Origin of the sequence: Companilactobacillus metriopterae (assembly GCF_002762335.1) — a bacterium.
Lineage (GTDB): Bacteria > Bacillota > Bacilli > Lactobacillales > Lactobacillaceae > Companilactobacillus > Companilactobacillus metriopterae.
On sequence record NZ_CP024610.1, the window covers coordinates 359,094 to 378,980 of the forward strand.

A 19,887-nucleotide genomic window follows, 5' to 3' on the forward strand; every position below is an offset into this window, starting at 1 on the left:
TTTGAATTCTATGCAATAGAAAGAGATAAATAGTTATGCAAGTTCATAGTTTATTCATATAAATTTATTAATTACTTCTAATTGTCATAAAAATTTGGTCACAGGTCTAAGTTATTATAAATACATATTCAAATAACAAAGAGGTGAAACGAATAAGCAATCGAAGCCGTATAGTAAATTTTTTTCAATAATATTCCCCCCTATAAAACATTAATTCTCTTAATATATAAATATATTCTCCCCCCTAAAAGAATATACAAATAAAAAACTCCTATCATTAGTCGATAGGAGTTTTTTTTATTTGATGTTAGCAGCTTCTTCTTCAGTACAGTAAAGGAAATGACCTGGTAATACTTCTCTGAATGAATGTTGATCTGTAAATGCTTGACTACGATCAAAATCAATTCTAGTACGTTTCTTTTCTGTTTCTGGATCTGGTATAGGTATAGCAGATAGAAGACTCTTTGTGTATGAGTGCAGAGGATTGTCATATATTTCATCAGCACTAGCTAGTTCGACAATCTTACCATGGTACATAACAGCAATACGATCACTAATATATTTGACCATTGAAAGATCATGAGCAATGAATAGGTAGGTAAGGCCACGCTCTTTTTGGATATCTTGAAGTAGATTTACTACTTGAGCTTGAATAGATACATCAAGTGCTGATATTGGCTCATCAGCAATAATAAATTGTGGGTCAACTGCTAAAGCACGAGCAATACCAATTCTTTGACGTTGTCCACCGGAAAACTCGTAGGGATAACGTGACATATGTTCAGGATTTAAGTTAACCATATCTAATAATTCAGCAATTTTTTCTTCACGTTCCTCTTTACCTGTGGCAATGCCATGAATATCTAATCCTTCTGAAATAATATCTTTAACTTTCATTCTAGGGTTTAATGAAGCATACGGATCTTGAAAGATCATCTGCATTTCTTTACGAAATTTTTTCATATTTTTAGAATGATTTTTAATCTTAGATATATCTTGACCTTCAAACAAAATTTCACCGTCAGTTGGACTGTATAGACGGACTATAGATCTTCCTGTTGTACTTTTACCAGAACCTGATTCACCAACAAGACCTAAAGTTTCGCCTTTATAAATGTCAAAAGAAACATCATCAATAGCTTTAACTTCATTCTTTTTGCCAATATTAAAATATTGTTTTAAATGTTTAACTTCAACAATTTTTTGTTTTTGATCAGCCATTATTTGTTTCTCCTAACTTTTTATATTCATCAAAACGTCTTTGGACAGAAGCAGGTGGGGTTACTTTTGGTGCATCAGGATGTAATAGCCAAGTTGCGGCATAATGATTTTTTGATACTTTAAAGAACGGTGGTTGTTCTTCAAGATCAATCTCTAGTGCATACTTGTTTCTAGGTGCAAAAGCATCTCCTTTTGGAGGGTTGAGCAAGTTAGGTGGTGTACCAGGAATAGAATTTAGATGTTGATTTTCGTCAACGTCCAAAGTAGGCATAGAGTCCAATAATCCCCATGTGTAAGGATGTTGAGGATTGTAGAAAATATCATCTACATTTCCATATTCGACTAATCTTCCTGCATACATAACAGCAACACGATCAGCAATACCTGCAACGACACCTAAATCATGAGTTATAAATATGATAGATGTACCAATTTTTTCTTGTAGTTCTTTAAGCAAATCAATGATTTGTGCTTGAACAGTCACATCAAGAGCTGTTGTAGGTTCATCAGCAATTAGAATTTCTGGATAATCTACGATAGCTATTGCAATAACAATTCTTTGACGTTGTCCACCAGAAAATTGGTGAGGGTAGTCATTCAATCTACCCTTAGCGTTAGGAATACCCACAAGATTTAGAACTTCTTCTGCACGCTTTAACGCAGCTTTTTTAGAAATATTTTTATGAATACGTAGAGGCTCAGCGACCTGTTTACCAATAGTCATAGTAGGATCCAATGATGTCATAGGATCTTGGAAAATCATAGAAATTTTATTCCCACGAATTTTATCCATTTCCTTATCTGATTTTTTCAATAAATCATCGCCATGATATTTGATGCTACCATTAGTAATGTCAGAATTTGAGGCAAGTAGTTGCATTATTGAACGAACAGTTATGGATTTACCAGAACCTGACTCACCAACTATAGCTAAAGTTTCACCTGCATTTAAATCAAAACTAACACCACGGATAGCATGGACAGTACCATTATAGGTATTAAAATTTACTTCTAAATCATTAACTTCTAAAATTTTATCCATTATTTTTCTCCTTAGTGGTCAGATTGAGGGTCAAATGCATCACGTAACCCATCACCTAGAAGGTTTGTACAAATCATGATGATACTCAAGATAATTGCAGGTGCCCACATTTGATATGGTAGGAATCTAAATGACAGTTGACCGTTTGATAGTAAAGTACCTAATGAAGCATTTGGAGCAGGAACACCGATACCGATATAACTTAAGAAGGCTTCAAAGAATATAGCGGTAGGAATAGTAAACATTGTTTGAATAATGATAGTTGAAGAAAGGTTAGGTATTAGATGTTTCATTGCAATTTTGAATGAAGATTCACCTAAAGTTCTAGCAGCTAGTATATATTCTTGTTCTTTTAGTTGGAAAGTTTGGGCTCTGACAAGACGCGCCATAGTTACCCATTCTGTAACTGCAATTGCTAGGATAATTGAAGTGATACCGGGTTGTAAAACAGAAATCATAAGTATGACAACAATTAAGTTAGGAACAGATGAAATAATTTCGATGAAACGTTGCATGAACGCATCAACACGTCCACCTCTCCATCCTGAGATAATTCCATAAGGTACACCGATAATTAAATCAACTAGTGTAGCAACGAAAGCAACAAATAATGAAAGTCTTGTACCATAGATAATTCTTGAAAGTAAATCTCTACCTAGGTAATCAGTACCTAAGATGTAATATTGACCTTTTGGTACATTTAATTGTTTATAAGCATCGACCATATGACCATTTTGATTTTGAAAACCATTAAATCCAGGTATATTTAGTTGGGCCAGTTTTGGTGGCAAATTAGCATATGTAACTTGCTGTGCATTTGGGTCGTGTGGAGCAATAAGGGGAGCTAAAATTGAGATTAAGATAATAATAACTAGAATAGTCAAAGTTACCATTGATACTTTGTTAGAGAAAAGTCGACGACGTACGTCTTGCATATAGGTTAGGGAAGGAGTATCAAGTTTTTCTTTATCTTGATCATTAGTTTTTGTAACTAACTTTAATTTATCTTTTGATATGTTAGGTAAATTTTCCATTACTCTTTTCCTCCGTTTCCTAATCTGATTCTTGGATCAACTATTCCGTAAAGAATATCTACTACTAAGTAAATTATGATTAATAAGAATGAGTAGAATATTGTAAGTCCCATGATTGTTGGATAATCATTAGTAATGATTGAAGAAACAAATTGATCACCAATACCTGGTATTGAGAATATATTTTCAACAACCATTGAACCAGTCATAATACCAACTGCCATAGGTCCAATAATAGTAATAATAGGAATCAATGAATTTCTTAAAGCATGTTTAGCAACAACTTGCCAACTACTATTTCCTTTTGCTTTAGCTAGTTCAATGTAGTCACTACTTAAGACATCAACCATTTCAGTTCTCATAAATCTGGCAATATTACCAAGAGGTAAGGCTGCCAGAGCTAATGTTGGTAAGATACTTGATTGGAAATTCTTCCATAGCGCTACAGGGAAAATACCCCATTTTAGTGCTAGATAGAACTGTAGAACAATAGCTAGAACGAATGAAGGAATTGAAAGTCCTAAAATTGAAAAGAATGTAGCTGTTGTATCAACCCATGTATCCTTCTTAAAGGCAGAAACAGCACCTAGTAGAATACCAAGGATAGTTCCTAAAATCATAGCTTGAGCACCAATTTGCATTGAAGGAGCTAGTCGGCTTGTGATTAATTCTGTAACAGGTTCATTATTGAACTGGAATGAAGTTCCAAGATTACCATGTAGCAAACTATCTAAATATTTTAAATATTGAATCCAGATAGGTTGATCTAAACCGTATTGTTTCTTAACTAATGCAAGTTGTTCAGGTGCTAATCTATTTTGATTAGAGAAGGGTGTACCTGGAAGTAACTTCATTAGGAAGAAAGTAATAGTGGCAACGATGAACAAAGTAATGAATAAATATAGTATTCTTTTGAGAATATATTTTGTCATAGTTTTTCCCCTAATTTTTATTTTTTGTAAGTAGTTGCTAGGTTGTACAAACTAACCGGAGTGACCTCATAATTTTTAAGGTTAGGACGAGTTAAGTTTGCTTGAACAGTTTGATAAAGTGGAATAACACCTTGTTCTTCAGTGATAATCTTGGTTGCTTGGATTAAATCGTTATTTCTAGCAACAGGATCATTAGCGTGAATAGTACTACTATCATTAATTAGTTTGTCATATTCTTTATTTTCATATTTACCATTATTCTGAGGGTTTCCTGTAGTAAATAGGTTTAAGAATGTAATAGGGTCGGGATAATCACCATTCCATAGTGATACCACCATGTCAAAGTCTCCAGAAGTTGAACGTTGCAATCTGTTCTTAAATGGTACATTTTCAATCTTTATGTTAATTCCTGGAAGATTCTTTTCCATTTGACTTTGTAAGAATTCACTTTGTTTAACAGATGTATTGTCACCTAGAAGAGTAAATGTAAGATTCTTTCCACCGGTTTCCTTTAGTCCTTCTTTCCACAATTTAGCTGCTTTTTTAGGATTATATTCAGAATATTGCTTCAAGCTATCAAGTTTAGGATTTTCTGTGAAATCTTTACCTGTAGTAGGATCTTTAGAAATACCTGATGGGACTACTGTTGGGTCAATAATTGCTGTATTACCTTGAACATTTTCAGTAAGTTCTTTTCTATCGAAAGATAGAGAAATTGCTTGTCTAATTTTTTGATTTTTTAATATTGGGTTCTTGGCTTGATTTAATTCTATATAGCCAGTTGAAGGTTGCTTATCAATAGAGAAATCTTTATTAGTTTTGACTTGTCTAGCCATGTCGCCACCAATTTTTTCAAATCTATCTACCATATGTGTATCGTAGAGGTTAATACCAGTGTTACTGTCTTTAATTACATCGTATGTAACTGTATCAAGTTTTACATTGTTTTTATTCCAATATTTATCATTCTTTACTTCGGTCCAAGTCATGTTACCAACCTTCCAATTGACTAGCTTAAATGGTCCGTTGAAAACCATTTTGCTACTATCAAGACCGTATTGTTTACCAGCTGCATCTACAGTTGGTTTATACAGTGGAAAGAACTGAGAACTAGTCATTAAAGCATTGAAGTAAGGTATAGGTTGATCCAAGTCTACTTGAAGTTTATATTTTCCAAGTGCTTTTATTCCTAATGAATCTACAGGGTTCTTACCTATCATAATATCATCAGCGTTTTTTACACCACTATAGATATAGGCATATTGTGATGCTGTTTGGGGATCAACGATTCTTCTCCATGCGTAAACAAAGTCGTCAGCTGTAACGTATTTACCGTTTGACCACTTAGATTTTCGTAATTCGAAAGTATATGTTTTACCATCGTTTGTAGGTTTTACAACAGATTTTGCCAAATCAGGTTCCAATTTGTCACCATCGTATCTATATAACCCTGACATAGTATTAGTTAAATTTTGTGCACCATACATGTCGGTATTTAGAGAAGAGTCCATTGTATTAATTTGTGTAGATGAAGTAAGTTCAAGCGTTTTCTTATCTCTTGTTTCATTATTGTTGCCACAACCGACTAATAATGTAGTGAGTAAAAAAACTGGTAATAAAGCCAGAAATATTTTCTTTTTATTCATTATTAAACCCCCTTAAGGCTTATCATATTATTAGATTACTATAAATATTATTAAATTCAAGAAATTAATATTAAAAAAACTCTAATTTAATAAAAAATAAGTATTTTGAAAATAAAAAGGTCTAACTATAATTAGTTAGGCCTTTTTTAGGTATTTATCATATTGTTTAATCTCATTTGGAGAAAATTTAACTTTAATATAAGTTCCTTCATTTTGAAATTCTTTTTCAACAACTTGAGATTTTCTAAGAATTTGTTCAGTAATTTTTTGATCAGTATAAGGAACAATTAATTCCACAGTTTCAAAGTTAGAAAAAATTCTTTCTTTGATCAAATTTAGTAGTTCCTTAATTGAGTTTTCATCTCTTGCAGAATAATAAAGGTTATCACCTTCAATAGTAGGGAATGTCATACCTTCTTTTAGATCCGCCTTGTTGTAAGCATAAATCATTGGTTTATCCGTTACACCAATTTCTTTAAGTGTTTGTTCAGTAACTTCAATCATTTTTTTAGAATTTTCATCACTAACATCGATCACTTGAACTAAAAGATCAGCGTTCTGTGCTTCTTTAAGTGTTGTTTTAAATGATTCAACTAATTTATGGGGTAACTTACTAACAAATCCCACTGTATCAGATAGTAAAAAATTAGTATTATCCTCTAATTCAATGTTACGTACACTGGTATCTAGTGTTGCAAACAACATATCTTTTTCGAAAACTTTTCGATCTTGTGAGTCTTCCTTATTAAAATTCAAAAGTCCATTCATAGTTGTAGACTTGCCGGCATTAGTATAACCCACTAGAGATACTAGTGGAGTTGAGTTACTAGTTCTTTTGCGACTCTGTACATCTAATGTTTTATCGACATCGGCTAATTGTGATTTTAAATATGTAATTCTTTTTCTAATAACACGACGATCTAATTCTAATTTTGTTTCACCAGCACCACGGTTAGCTACTGCTCCAGATCCACCGGCACTAGATTGTTGATCTAATGGATTACCTGACGGGTGAATGCGTGGCAATTGATATTCTAATTTTGCAATTTCAACTTGTAGCTTAGCCTGTTTTGTTTGAGCTCGATTTGAGAAAACTTGCAGTATTAGTTCAGTTCTATCCATGAAGCTTAACTTCGTAGCTTTTTCTAAATTTCTAATTTGAGATGGGGTTAATTCGTCATTTAAAACAATAGTTGTGACATCATTGTTTTCTGCAATCTGGACAATCTCTTCTACTTTACCCTTACCAAAGTAGGTAGAACCACTAACATGGTCAAGATTTTGTTTTATAACTTCAGCTACTTCCATGTTATTTGCATTTACCAACGATTCTAATTCTTCCATAGTATAATCAAAATCTGATTGTAAATGACTAACTCCAGCAATAATTACTCTTTGATTTTCAATATTTGTGTTGTCCATATAATCCTCCTGGATTAGTTAGAAATATCCTAGAGGTATTTCTAAAATTATTTTAACTTTTTAACTTTTAACATTTTATTTCTCATGATAATCAGTCCCTTCGATTCCTAATATCATAACATTTTTTAATTTAAAATAAAAAAGCTATCAAAATTAAGATAGCTTTTTTTTGTTTCTTCTTTCATATTTGGCAATTATTGGCAAAATAGCTCCGATGGCAACCATAATCAAAGGCTCAGAAATATTCAGTATAAGTGTATGGTACCAAGTTGTAGTGCCAAATTTGGCATCAGCAGGGATGATTCCAAGCGTTGCAGCGGAAAAGGTTAAAGTTAAGCACCATATACCAGCTATTATTGCTAAATTTCTGTTATTTATAAACTTGAATTCCGAGTTAAATTTATCGTCTTTAAATCTCAGTATTATGAAAGAACTAAAAACAAAACATGAGGCATATGGTGAAATAATTCCATTTAGGCTAAGTAGTTGATTAAAAATGTCGTTCATATTTGGAAGGGTAGCACTTAAAACCATTATTAACGTGCAAATTCCTGCGGTCAGCCAATATCCATTAATAGGCAATCCTCTTTTATCTAGCTTAGTTAAGGCTTTGGGTAAATAATTTTTTGCAGTATCTGATAGAAACATTCGAGTTCCAGCATCTAGTAAGACAGCTAATTGTGCCATCATATAGATAGCTTGTGTAATCGAGAATGTATATAGAAATAGTTTTCCTAATCCAAAATGATTGCCCATAGCTTCAAAAGCATAGTATGAACCATTCATTTTTAAATCATGAGGTAAGCTATGTGCATTGAAAAATACGCCTAGAGAAAATGATCCTAAAACTGTAAGGAATCCTGTCATTATTGCCAAAAGCCACATTGCTTTAGGAAAATCTCTTTTACCATCTTTCATTTGGCTAATGTAAGGACCGACATATTCTGAACCGCTCATTGCAAAGATAACCAAACTAAATGTAGAAATATAATGAAGATCTAATTTAGGAATAAATGATTTCAAGTTGAATGGTTGTGTGCTAGGAGCATTGCCGGTTCCAAGATAAACGAACGTCAACATTACATAAAGAACTGTAATTATAAACATTGCACTTCCACCAATTATTGCCAACCACTTGATAGAGTTCTTCAATCGGTGCTGTATGAAAATAAAAGTAATAAATATGGCAGCGGTTAGTAAAGCAAAAGTACTGTTACTCATTGATTTAGAGATTGAATTGTTACCGGTTAAAATCCAGCCAAATGAAATTAAAGTAGAGTTTGCAACATCAACTATATATGGAAGACAAGAAATCCAGTATACCCAGGCGCAGATATATCCCCAGGTATTTCCACTGGTTTCTCTTACCCATGACGTCAGACCACCTGAGTCACCAGAAAAAGCAGAACCTAGATTACCGACCATCATTTCATATGGTACGACAAATAAAACTAGCATTAAAATCCAAGTAGTAACAACACCTAGTCCTTGATTCTTAAAATTGTAAATAAGATCGTCAAAGCTAATAACTGTGACAAAATCTAGTAAGGCAATAACCGGCCAAGAAATATAGGATTTTTTGGAAGTAATTTCAGTGAGTTTATTATCCAAAATAATCCACCTCCATTTTTAACATAGAATTAACATTATAAGTAAAAATAAAAGGTAAAGCTATAATTTTTTGATCAATATATTAGATAAGTTTGGAAAATTAGAATAATATTTGAGTTTGATCTATGATTATTGTAATCGGAAGTATTTAATCGCTGTTATTAAAAGACTTGCTTAAGAAGTCTTTTAATATTAGAATATTTTTAATGAGTCTTTAACGATTAACTAATAAATGAAGGGAGTCAGGGAATATGTCAATGATTGAATTTCGTGACGTTCAAAAATATTATGGGAAGTTTCACGCATTAAAAGATATTAATTTGGAAATTGATAAGGGAGAAACTGTAGTTTTAATAGGACCGTCAGGTTCTGGTAAGAGTACTCTTGCTAGAACTGTAAATGGTCTGGAAACAATTCAAGAAGGTCAGCTTATTGTAAATGGTCATGATATTGCTGATAGAAAAACAGATATAAATCGTATTAGAACAGATGTAGGTATGGTATTCCAACATTTTAATTTATATCAAAACAAAAACGTTTTAGAGAATGTCATGTTAGCACCTAGGATAGTTTTGAAATTAGATGAAACTGAAAATAAAAAAAGAGCTATGGACATTTTGGATCAGGTTGGTTTAGCTGATAAAGCTGAGAATATGCCATCTCAAATTTCAGGTGGTCAAGCTCAACGTGTGGCAATTGCACGTTCACTAGCAATGCGACCTAAGTGCATGTTATTTGATGAACCAACGAGTGCTTTGGATCCTGAAATGATTGATGATGTTTTAAGAGTTATAAAATATGTTACAAGTCAAAGTGATATGACAAGCTTGATCGTTACCCATGAAATGGGATTTGCTCAAGAAGTTGCAAATAGAGTTATTTTTATGGATCAAGGACAAATATTGGCTGATGATGAAACAAGTAAATTCTTTGAAAATCCATCTAATCCGAGAGCTAAACAATTCTTAAGTAAGATAATTAAACATTGATATAGGGGAGGAATAATATATGAAATTTAAAAAATATTTACTATTAATTTCAACCCTATTTCTAGCTTTAATATTGTTGAGTGGTTGTGGTCAAAAGCCATTATCAAAACAAAATATTTTAGACAATGATAAAGAATCAAAAACAATTACTTGGGGTGTTAAGGCCGATACAAAATTAATAGGATTGATTGATGTTAAAGATGGTGAAGAGAAGGGATTTGAGATTGATTTAGCCAAAGCAATTACTAAAAAAATGCTTGGTAAAGATGCTAAAGCAAAATTTGTAACCGTTACATCTCAATCAAGAATTCCTCTTTTGAAAAATGGTAATATAGATGCAATTATTGCTACTATGACAATTACACCAGATAGAGAAAAGGTTCTTGATTTCTCAGATTCATATTTTGATGCTGGTCAATCTATTCTTGTAAAAGACGGATCTGATGTTAAAAAAGTTAGTGATCTTAATGGTAAAACGGTAATTGGTGTTGTAGGATCAAACTCAGTTCAGAATGTTCAAAAATACGCGCCAGATGCTAAAGTTCTACAGTTACCAGATTATGCACAAGCTATGACAGCATTGAAATCTGGACAGGGTGATGCTCTAACAACTGATAATGTTATTTTGGCAGGTATGGCTGTTCAAAATCCTGGTTATGTTGTTCAAGGAAAACCATTTACTGTGGAACCATATGGGATTGGAATTAATAAAGGTCAAGATGATTTCAAACAAGCTATCAATAAAGCTTTAGAAGAAGTTATTAAAGATGGAGAATATAATAAGCTAATTAAAAAATGGTTTGGGGATGTTCCCGGCTTTAACTATAAGGAGGTGCTAAGATATGATTAAACTTTTTGTAGATAATTGGTCTCAATTTCTTACAGGATTCGGATGGACTTTATTATCAAGTGTCTTGGCATTATTCTTTAGTTTAATTTTAGGATCATTCTTTGCTATTCTGGAAGTTATACCTAATAAGTTCGCTAGAATTGTTGGTAATGTTTATGTAGAAATTTTTAGAAATATTCCATTATTAGTTATTACAATGTTCTTTTATCTAGTAATACCAATGTATGTTGTGAAAATTAACGGGTTTGCTGCTGGTACAATTGGATTAATAATCTATACATCAGCTTTTATCGCTGAAACAGTTCGTGCTGGTATTAATTCAGTTGATGTCGGACAGATGGAAGCATCTCGTTCAAATGGTATGACATATGTGCAAGCAATGCGTTATATTGTTTTGCCACAAGCATTTAAATATGTAATTCCACCGTTAGGAAATCAATTTGTAAACCTAGTTAAAAACTCGAGTGTGTTAGCTTTTGTGGCTGGATTTGATTTGATGTATCAAGGTAATTCAATTGCATCCACTACATTTGAAACAGTTAATACATATTTTGTAGTAGCTATTTTCTACCTTATTATTACTTTACCAATCAGTTACTACATGCAGCATTTAGAGAGAAAGATCGTCTAGAAGGAGGAAAATATTATGCAAACATTTATCGACGCTTATTCACCAGTTAATATATTATTCCTTCTAAAGGGTCTATTAGTAACTATTGAAATTTCTGTAATTTCTCTAGTTATCAGCTTCATATTAGGATCTGTTTTAGGAATAATTAGATATTCTAAAATTCCATATTTTTCAAAATTTATTGGCTTGATAATTGATATTGTACGTAATCTACCGCTATTGTTGATTATCTTCTTTACATATTTTGGTTTGCCAGCGTTTGGATTCAAACCGGATACTATTCCAGCCGCAATACTAGCAATTTCGGTATTTGAATCAATGATGATTGCTGAAATTATTAGATCTGGTATTAACGCCGTTGATATTGGACAAATGGAAGCTTCGAGGGCGAACGGTATGACGTTTATTCAAGCAATGTGGCATGTTGTATTGCCTCAAGCATACAAGAAAATGATACCTGCACTAGTTAGTCAGTTCATTTCTTTAATTAAGGATACATCGTTGGCTACAATCATTGTTGTTCCGGAATTAATGCAACATGGTCAAGTAGTCTATGGTCAAGATCCCAACTTTATCGTTCCTATCTTTGTAGCGATGGCTGTAATGTATTTCGTTGTGTGTTATGCACTGTCATTATTGTCAAAAGTTATTGATAGAAGAATGGCATAAAAAACACCTTACAATGTAAGGTGTTTTTTATTATATTTTCTTCCCCAGAATAAAACCGGCATCGATAGGTATGTTAGCTCCATAAATATATTTGGAACTATCACTAGCTAAAAATAATGTTAATTCTGCAACTTCACTAGGATCAGCATAACGGTTAATGAGGGTTTCGGAGGCAACTCTTTTAGCAACTTCAGCGTTATTATTGAAATCTTCTTTTGTCATATAAGTTTTAACAGCACCGGGTGATATACAATTTGCTCTTATTCCTTTTTCTCCATAGTCGAAGTTCAGTTGCTTTGTGTAACCAACGATAGCATGCTTTGAAGCGGTATAAGCAGCTCCACCTCCACTTGCAATCATTCCAGCAATTGAAGCCATATTTACTAACACTAAAGGTGATTTGGTTGAGAGGCTTTTTTCTACCATTACGTTTGTAACGGTAAACATACTGGTTAAATTAGTATTTATGACCTTATCCCATTTATATCTTGAGGTTTCCAGACTGGGAGAAAAATCATCCAAAATACCAGCAGTATTACAAACTATATCAATGTTATTTAATTTATTTAAGTAATCTATAATGTCATCAGAATCGTTGATATCAATTAATTTAAAATTAAAGTTATTCTGTTTAATGTTACATTTAGATTTATCTACAGCAAAAACAATTGCGCCTTGATTAAGAAAAGCTAAGCACTGTGCTTTTCCAATTCCACTACTAGCACCAGTTATAAAAATCTTTTTTCCTTTTAAATCAGGGTAAATAGCAGTCATTCTACAATTTCCCAATCATCTGCTAGAATTTCACAGGTATTTGGTTGAAATATTGAAAGACTGGGATTTTCGTCAGTTTTAATGAGTAGAAAAGGATTTACCTCGTCTCCTGAAATTCTTAAATCAGTAACTTCAAATATATATTCTTCACCAACTGACCAACTTTTACGACGTGCTTTTTTACCGTTTTCAATCTCTTTTAATACATCTGAGAATTTCATTTGATTATTTTTCCTTCACTAAAGTTTATTTTTCTAGAAACAAGATCGATAATGATTGCACCTATGAACATGGAAATAAATTCACCAATTGTAACGGTTAACCATGTCAATAATAGCGGTAACTTCATGTATATGTTTAATTCTAACGCAACTATAAATGTACCAGGTAGCTGGCAAAGTGTTGCAATAATGTATTTGTAATATTTATTCTTGATATTTTTTGCAAAGAACCAGGTTAATGTTGTGCAAATAAGTGAAGCTATAGTTCCAAAAATCATATCTATCAAACCTAATGGCGAAAATATATTTGCTATAAAGCAGCCTAAGGTTATCGCAAAAATATATTTTTTATTGAATGCTGCAAGGTGATTGAACAACTCAGAAATTCTTAGTTGAATTGCTCCGTAACTAAACGGTGCAATAGCAAGTGTCACAGCAACATATAAGGCTGCTACTATACCTACTGAAATTAAGTTACTTTCGGTACTTCGTTTCATGGAGACTACTTCCTTAACTGTGTGATTTTTTAAGACAGGGTGCCACAAACTGTCATTGTTACATAGATATTATACTCTAAAATTTTTTTGAATTTTTGTTTTATTAATCGTATCTAGTATATAAAAAAACACCTCTAAGGGTGTTTTTAGCCTAAAATTTCGTTGTAAGTTTCCATAACATTTACGCCATTGTCTCTGACCATACGACTTAAAGAAGCATTTCTAGGACCAGTAAATGTATTGAAGTCCTCTTTTTTATATTTATCAGCAAGAGATTGAATAGTTGTACCGTGAGAAACTAGTAAAATTTTGTCACCATCTTTGGCAATTTTATCTAATTTTTCAAATCCCTTGTCAATTCTTGCCCAGTATTCTTCAGCATTTTCAGCCATGTGAGAAGGATCTGCTTCTTTCATGAAGTTTTTAGAAGCATCTAGGCCATATTTTTCGTTTATTTCAGGGAATGAGAATACATCATGTGGTTGTCCAGCCATTAGCCAGGCTTCATCAGAGTTCATTCCTTCAAAGTATCCATAGAATTCTTCTCTAAATTCCTTGATAGTATCTTGCTTTAACTTATCTTTGTTTACATTTTGTTGAAGGATAATACGACAAGTGGACATTGCACGAGTTGTATCAGAAGAAAGAGCAATATCAAACTTAATATCCTTAAGTGCTAATGCGGCTTTTTCTGCAACCAAAACTCCTGCTTCTGTAAGAGGTGTATCAGACCAACCTTGCATTTTTTTAAATGTATTGAAAACAGTTTTACCGTGCCTAATAAAGTAAATTTCGTATTTTGACATTTAATCACTCCTAGTCTTAATAGTACTATTCTACTATAATTAGACTAACGTTTAAATTAAAAGGGCGGATAAGATTGAAATTAGACAGTTCTAAAAAATATATTTATTTAACATCGTTATTAGCTGTTATTATTATTCTAATAATAATTTTAAGGGAGTGGGGAAATCTGCGACCTGTTTTTTCTATGTTAAATTTAGAAAAGTTTCTGACTAGTATTAAGCAATATAGATTTTTAGACATATTTCTATTTTTACTTTTATTAGCTTGTTTCTCCATCGTGCCAGGATTACCTGTATCAGTTATAGGAATTTTATCAGGTATAATTTTTGGTAAAATCATAGGTTCATTTATTAATGTTACGGGAATGGTAGCTGGAAATTTGATTGCTCAACGCATATTTATTAACTTTAATGAACACATAGATAAACGAAAAAAGAAAACGAAATTTGGTCAAAAAATTAGATCTATGAATCATCCGAGCATGGGAATTGTGATAGGTTATGCGATACCATTTATTCCCACATCAATTATCAGTTTAACCTCTGTAAGTACCAATTTATCTAGAAAAAAAGTTATCACAGCTACAATTATTGGTAGCTTACCCATGGCAATAATATATGCACTGGGAGGCAATGCAATCATCCAGAGCCATTTTAAGGAGCTAGTTGTATTGTCTGTAATTATATTGTTGCTAGTTTTACTAATATTTTTAATAGATAAGGATAGAAAAAAGACCTCAATTTGAGGTCTTTTTTTAATCGTTAAAATTATCAGATTCTACATCTCGAATGAATTTCTTCAAATGATCAAAGTATACTGGAGGGTTATCAATCATGTGATGATGACCTCCGTTTGGTGTTGTTTCTAGTCTTGCATGTGGAATTTCTTTTTGCATAATTTTTGCAGTAGAAATTGGCATACTTTCGTGTTCTCCAAAGGTTAGAAGGGTAGGCACTGTTATATTTTTAAGATGACTTCTAAAATGCCAATCTTTAAGCTTACCTGTAATAACAAACTCATTATCACCTTGGAATACATTGTATACATCTGTTGCCATTGTGCTTATTACGTGTGAGATAGCTGCAGGTTGCTTACGGTCAATATATTCAGCATTTAAAACATCAACGTATTCTTGATAAGTTTTGTCTTCAAGATCGTTCTCTGCTTCTTTTTCTTCCATATACTTAACTTTTTCTGGGCCTAAAGCATCCATACGACATTGGTTAATACTTGTAACATATTCATCAATTTCGTCCACCATACTTGAAATGATAGCGCCCTTTAAATGATCGCCATATTTTTCAGCGTACATTTGTACAAGAGCTCCACCCCATGATTGTCCAATTAAGTAAAAATTATCCAATCCTAATTTTTGACGAACTTCTTCTACTTCGTCCAAAAAATAATCGTATGTTAGGTATTTTTCAGCAATTTTAGGGTCAGAATAATCAGGTTGATCTGAATACCATGATCCAAGTTGATCATACATTGATACTTGAACGCCTAAATCAGCAAGTTCTTTACCAAAGTTTTCCCAATATTCATGTGTTCCACCAGGTCCACCGTGAAGACAAAGTAATTGAATATCTCCTTCACCTTGTGTATTAGTCCATAGATGGTATCCGTTATCTAATGTAATAATCGTTGTTCCTTGTTTCATATATAGTCATCTCCTTATGCTTAACAGTATATGACTATATATAAAATAATCAAAAGTAATTTTAGAGTCTAACTGTTGGAACTTCAATTCACTTTATCGTATAATATTTGGCAACTTATTTGAGTGTCAAAAGAAGTTTTTATAAATTTTGGAAATTGAGTTTTATAAATTTTTTATATAATTTTGATATATTAAGTCATAAATGTTAACATATTATGACTTTAATTAAGGGGACAACATGACAAATCAAACAGAGATGGATCAACTAGATGAATTGCAATTAGAGAAAGATCATCTAGATTTCGTTGTAGATAATATCAGAGTTGCCAAGGATTCTTTGCAAGAAAAGATAGAATTAGCTGAAGGTGAGCTTAAAGAAATCAATAACGCATTTGGCGATATACATGTTGGTATGGATGGCGATGGCATATCAATGGATGCGGCACTTTCAATCCATCAACAACAACAGATGTTGAATGAAAGAAATAATAGTTGGCGTCAATCTAAACAAAGGTTGGATATCTTAAGCCGACTAGAAAAAACACCATTTTTTGCACGATTGGATTTTCAGGAAAAAGGCGAACCTAAAAAAGAACAAGTTTACATTGGTTTGAGTTCTTTTACAGATGCAAATGATAAATTTTTAGTTTACGATTGGCGCGCACCCATTTCATCGATATACTACGATGGTAATTTGGGAAATGTTACCTATCAAACTCCAGATGGTGAGCAAACTGTTGATTTATTCTTAAAACGACAATTTTTAGTTGAAGATGGCCAAATCTCAACTTATTTTGATACCCAAGAAACTATTGGCGATCAAATGCTATTAGAAGTTTTAGATGGACGTTCATCTACTAAGATGAAAGGGATAGTTAAAACTATTCAAAAGGAACAAAATAAGATAATTAGAGATACAGACTCTAAATTGTTATTTGTTCAAGGAGCTGCCGGATCTGGAAAGACTTCAGCAATTCTACAAAGAATTGCCTTTCTTCTATATAGATATCGTGGGAATTTAACATCTAGTCAGGTTGTAATGTTCTCACCTAATATGTTATTCAACGACTATATCCAAAATGTCTTACCTGAAATGGGTGAGCAAAATATGGTTCAGATGACATACAATCAATTCTTAGCACGAAGACTTCCTAATTTGACTGTTGAGAATTTGGCAGATCAATTTGAAAAAACGATTGATCCAGAGAAGAAGAAAATTTCAAAATATATTACTGATATAGACTTCTTTAAACTATTAACTAATTATTCCAATTTATTAAATCAAAGTGGTGTCAGTTTTAAAGACATTAAATTCCAAGGAAAAGTATTTATATCTAAAGAAAAAATAGCTGAAATTTATTATAGTTATGGTCCACAATACAACCTTGGTAATAGATTAGATGCTACAGTTACAAGACTTGTAAAATTGTTGAATCGCAAAATTAATTCTGAAATGAGAGCAAAATGGGTTTCAGAAAGAATCGAAAATCTCAGCACTGAAGAATTACAAGCAATGTATCGAACCTCAGATCAGGAATTTAAGAATGGGGATGAGGAACAGAAATACCTTGCACGTAAAATTGTTACTGCATCTCTTCAAAAAGTTTACAAAAGAATAATCCATTTCCAATTTTTAAATGTTTCAACAAATTATTTGAATTTCTTAAGGTCAGTTCCTCAAATTGCTGAATTAGATAAATATGGAATTACAGAACAAAATTGGGATGATTATGTTCAGAATTTCATTGATACTTTTAATAATAAGCAAATCTCAATGGATAATTTGACGCCATATTTGTATCTATACGATTTGGTAACAGGTAGCAAACCGGAATTAGACATGAAGTTTGTCTTCATAGATGAGATACAAGACTACACACCGTTCCAATTGGCGTATATGAAATACAGATTCCCAAGAGCTCGTTATACGATGCTTGGCGATTTGAATCAGTCAATTTTCACAAAGAAAAATTCTCAAACATTGCTGTCAGAAGTTCAAGGACTATTTGATATTGATGATACAAAAGTTGTTCAACTAACACATTCGTACCGTTCAACAAAGCAGATTACTAATTATACAAAAGCAATTTTGACTAACGGTCAAAAAATTGAACCGTTCAATCGAGAAGGCGATTTGCCAAATGTTGTTATCGATAAAGATGTTTCAACAGGTATAAAAACTGTAGTAAAACAACTCAATGAAAATATTCAAAATGAATATACAACGGCTATTATTGCGAAGACGCTAGATGATGCCAAAAAAGTCCATGATTTTCTAAAAAAAGAAAATGTTAGATCAACATTGATTAGTTCTGAAAATCAACGTTTGGCATCAGGAACAATAGTTGTTCCATCATATCTTGCAAAGGGGTTGGAATTTGATGCTGTCATTTTCTGGGATGCTTCAAAAGATGTCTTTACAGATGATGAGCAACAATTAGTTTATACAATTTGTTCTCGTGCTATGCATAAACTTACAGTTATAGCGATAAACGAACTGTCATCATTATTGTCTAAAATACCAACGGAATATTATTCAAAATAAAAGCTCACACTTAATTGTGCGAGCTTTTTTTGACCGTTTAGTAATCAAAAAATACCACTTATACAAATACGGTATACTAAGAATAAATGATGTGGTCTAATAATATTAAGCGAAAGGGGGATTGAATTTTGAAAGTTAAATTAGATATTTCAGATGAATATTCTGAGAAGACAATTGTAATTCAATCTCCTAAAGATGATCAAGAAGTTGTAGATTTAGTTCAAAAGTTAGAGTCAATAATTCAAGAATTACAAAAAATTTCTGGTTATCATGATGATACGGTATACCAACTAGATCTTACAGAAGTTTTGTTTTTTGAAACTAATGACCGTGATGTCTATGCTCATACAAGTGATAATTCTTATCGAGTTAATCAAAGATTGTATGAGTTAGAAGAGATATTACCAGCAAACTTTATCAGAGTATCAAAATCTACAATTTTAAATTTAGATCAAGTTCGTTCGCTAACTCGATCAGTTACAGGAAATTTGATTGAGTTCAAGAATTCTTATAAACAAGTTTATGTATCACGAAGATTTTATAAGGATGTAAAAATAAAACTAGGGAAGAAGGATTATTAATTATGAGACAAAGATGGTTTTGGGGCGTTTTCTTCGTTCTAGGCGCAGCCATTTTGGCAGCAAGTCAAATGAATCTAATCACTTATAATATTGGATTTTGGTCTATTTTAGCTTCAGTATTTTTAGTAGCTGCTTTTGTACAGAGTTTGGTACATATGCAAGTAACAGGTGCAGTTTTTTCACTAGCATTTCTGGCAATGATATTCTCAAAACCTTTGGGCATATCTAGCCTAGTTCCATGGACTGTTATTGGAATTGCAGTATTATTGTCAATTGGATTATCATTAATATTTAGACCTTTGATTATTAGAGAACATCAGAGAAGATATGTTAATTATTACAAAAAAAAAATAATGTCTTATGGACAAAATTTTGGCAATAGTGATGTAAAAACTGTTGATAATCCTGACGTAAATGTTCAGGTTAGAATGTCACAGGGAATCAGATATATAGAATCAGACGATTTTAGAAGTGCTAATATCACAGTTTCAATGGGTGATGCTAAAGTCTATTTTGAAAATGTCACAGTAGAAGATGAAGCAAGTATTTATGTTGACTGTTCACTAGGTAATGTAGATTTATTTATTCCAAGAGAATGGAATATCAACAATAGAATCAATAACACTTTGAGTGGCTTGTCTGAGAGTGGTCGTCCTGTAAAAGGTGATGGTCCTAAAGTGAATATCGAAGGTAATCTATACCTATCAGGAATGAAAATTACATATATATAAAAAAGAAGACATCAGCTGATGTCT

The 19,887-nt window shown here is 32.3% G+C and carries 20 protein-coding genes; 8 read left to right on the forward strand and 12 right to left on the reverse strand.

Annotation, left to right across the window (positions count from 1 at the left end; translation table 11 throughout):
* Positions 1–297 precede the first annotated feature (297 nt).
* The 7 genes from CS873_RS01565 to CS873_RS01595 form a co-directional block, all read right to left on the reverse strand.
* Entirely contained in the window at positions 298–1,221 is a 924-nt protein-coding gene (locus CS873_RS01565; protein WP_099974137.1) for an ABC transporter ATP-binding protein, read from the reverse strand.
* Complete coding sequence (locus CS873_RS01570; protein WP_099974138.1) at positions 1,214–2,263, reverse strand: ABC transporter ATP-binding protein; 1,050 nt, start codon at positions 2,261–2,263, stop codon at positions 1,214–1,216. The genes CS873_RS01565 and CS873_RS01570 overlap by 8 nt, the downstream gene beginning before the upstream one ends.
* An 11-nt stretch (positions 2,264–2,274) precedes the next feature.
* The gene (locus CS873_RS01575) at positions 2,275–3,297 is read right to left on the reverse strand and encodes an ABC transporter permease (RefSeq protein WP_099974139.1); all 1,023 of its coding nucleotides are present in this window, start codon (positions 3,295–3,297) and stop codon (positions 2,275–2,277) included.
* Positions 3,297–4,229 (reverse strand): oligopeptide ABC transporter permease, encoded by a 933-nt coding sequence (gene opp3b / locus CS873_RS01580; RefSeq protein ID WP_099974140.1) that lies wholly within the window; start codon positions 4,227–4,229, stop codon positions 3,297–3,299. Before opp3b ends, CS873_RS01575 begins: the two co-directional genes overlap by 1 nt.
* Positions 4,230–4,246: 17 nt before the next feature.
* Positions 4,247–5,875 carry a peptide ABC transporter substrate-binding protein gene (locus CS873_RS01585; protein WP_099974141.1) on the reverse strand — a complete coding sequence of 543 codons (1,629 nt, stop codon included), beginning with the start codon at positions 5,873–5,875 and terminating at the stop codon, positions 4,247–4,249.
* A 135-nt stretch (positions 5,876–6,010) separates the two neighbouring features.
* Positions 6,011–7,297 (reverse strand): GTPase HflX, encoded by a 1,287-nt coding sequence (gene hflX, locus CS873_RS01590; RefSeq protein WP_099974142.1) that lies wholly within the window; start codon positions 7,295–7,297, stop codon positions 6,011–6,013.
* Between the two features lie 153 nt (positions 7,298–7,450).
* A complete protein-coding gene (locus CS873_RS01595) occupies positions 7,451–8,908 on the reverse strand; it encodes an APC family permease (RefSeq protein ID WP_099974143.1) in 1,458 nt (485 codons plus the stop codon).
* Positions 8,909–9,159: 251 nt separating this feature from the next.
* Between CS873_RS01595 and CS873_RS01600 the strand changes: the two genes are divergently transcribed.
* The 4 genes from CS873_RS01600 to CS873_RS01615 are packed head-to-tail and all read left to right on the forward strand — an operon-like array spanning position 9,160 to position 12,047.
* Complete coding sequence (locus CS873_RS01600; protein WP_099974144.1) at positions 9,160–9,897, forward strand: amino acid ABC transporter ATP-binding protein; 738 nt, start codon at positions 9,160–9,162, stop codon at positions 9,895–9,897.
* A gap of 19 nt (positions 9,898–9,916) precedes the next feature.
* Positions 9,917–10,747 carry a glutamate ABC transporter substrate-binding protein gene (locus CS873_RS01605; RefSeq protein WP_099974145.1) on the forward strand — a complete coding sequence of 277 codons (831 nt, stop codon included), beginning with the start codon at positions 9,917–9,919 and terminating at the stop codon, positions 10,745–10,747.
* The gene (locus CS873_RS01610) at positions 10,740–11,378 is read left to right on the forward strand and encodes an amino acid ABC transporter permease (protein ID WP_099974146.1); all 639 of its coding nucleotides are present in this window, start codon (positions 10,740–10,742) and stop codon (positions 11,376–11,378) included. The genes CS873_RS01605 and CS873_RS01610 overlap by 8 nt, the downstream gene beginning before the upstream one ends.
* Positions 11,379–11,393: 15 nt before the next feature.
* Positions 11,394–12,047 (forward strand): amino acid ABC transporter permease, encoded by a 654-nt coding sequence (locus CS873_RS01615; RefSeq protein ID WP_099974147.1) that lies wholly within the window; start codon positions 11,394–11,396, stop codon positions 12,045–12,047.
* A gap of 30 nt (positions 12,048–12,077) precedes the next feature.
* Here the strand turns inward: CS873_RS01615 and CS873_RS01620 are convergent, their stop codons facing one another.
* The 4 genes from CS873_RS01620 to CS873_RS01635 all read right to left on the reverse strand — a co-directional run bounded on the left by CS873_RS01620 (position 12,078) and on the right by CS873_RS01635 (position 14,345).
* Entirely contained in the window at positions 12,078–12,821 is a 744-nt protein-coding gene (locus CS873_RS01620; RefSeq protein ID WP_099974148.1) for a 3-oxoacyl-ACP reductase, read from the reverse strand.
* Positions 12,818–13,042, reverse strand: coding sequence for a DUF2829 domain-containing protein (locus tag CS873_RS01625; RefSeq protein ID WP_099974149.1), 225 nt, complete (start codon positions 13,040–13,042; stop codon positions 12,818–12,820). The genes CS873_RS01620 and CS873_RS01625 overlap by 4 nt, the downstream gene beginning before the upstream one ends.
* Entirely contained in the window at positions 13,039–13,539 is a 501-nt protein-coding gene (locus CS873_RS01630; protein ID WP_099974150.1) for a QueT transporter family protein, read from the reverse strand. Before CS873_RS01630 ends, CS873_RS01625 begins: the two co-directional genes overlap by 4 nt.
* A gap of 146 nt (positions 13,540–13,685) precedes the next feature.
* The gene (locus CS873_RS01635) at positions 13,686–14,345 is read right to left on the reverse strand and encodes a histidine phosphatase family protein (protein WP_099974151.1); all 660 of its coding nucleotides are present in this window, start codon (positions 14,343–14,345) and stop codon (positions 13,686–13,688) included.
* 74 nt (positions 14,346–14,419) lie between these two features.
* Here CS873_RS01635 and CS873_RS01640 point away from each other — a divergent pair, with 74 nt between their 5' ends.
* Positions 14,420–15,091, forward strand: coding sequence for a TVP38/TMEM64 family protein (locus CS873_RS01640; RefSeq protein ID WP_099974152.1), 672 nt, complete (start codon positions 14,420–14,422; stop codon positions 15,089–15,091).
* A 9-nt stretch (positions 15,092–15,100) separates the two neighbouring features.
* Here CS873_RS01640 and CS873_RS01645 read toward each other — a convergent pair whose 3' ends face one another.
* On the reverse strand, positions 15,101–16,006 hold the full coding sequence (locus CS873_RS01645) for a proline-specific peptidase family protein (RefSeq protein ID WP_099974153.1): 906 nt from the start codon (positions 16,004–16,006) through the stop codon (positions 15,101–15,103).
* Between the two features lie 238 nt (positions 16,007–16,244).
* Between CS873_RS01645 and helD the strand changes: the two genes are divergently transcribed.
* The 3 genes from helD to CS873_RS01660 all read left to right on the forward strand — a co-directional run bounded on the left by helD (position 16,245) and on the right by CS873_RS01660 (position 19,863).
* Positions 16,245–18,551, forward strand: coding sequence for an RNA polymerase recycling motor HelD (helD, locus tag CS873_RS01650; RefSeq protein WP_179946635.1), 2,307 nt, complete (start codon positions 16,245–16,247; stop codon positions 18,549–18,551).
* Positions 18,552–18,679: 128 nt separating this feature from the next.
* The gene (locus CS873_RS01655) at positions 18,680–19,132 is read left to right on the forward strand and encodes a LytTR family DNA-binding domain-containing protein (RefSeq protein ID WP_169922435.1); all 453 of its coding nucleotides are present in this window, start codon (positions 18,680–18,682) and stop codon (positions 19,130–19,132) included.
* Positions 19,133–19,134: 2 nt separating this feature from the next.
* Positions 19,135–19,863, forward strand: coding sequence for a LiaF transmembrane domain-containing protein (locus CS873_RS01660; RefSeq protein ID WP_099974155.1), 729 nt, complete (start codon positions 19,135–19,137; stop codon positions 19,861–19,863).
* The last annotated feature ends 24 nt before the right edge of the window (positions 19,864–19,887 follow it).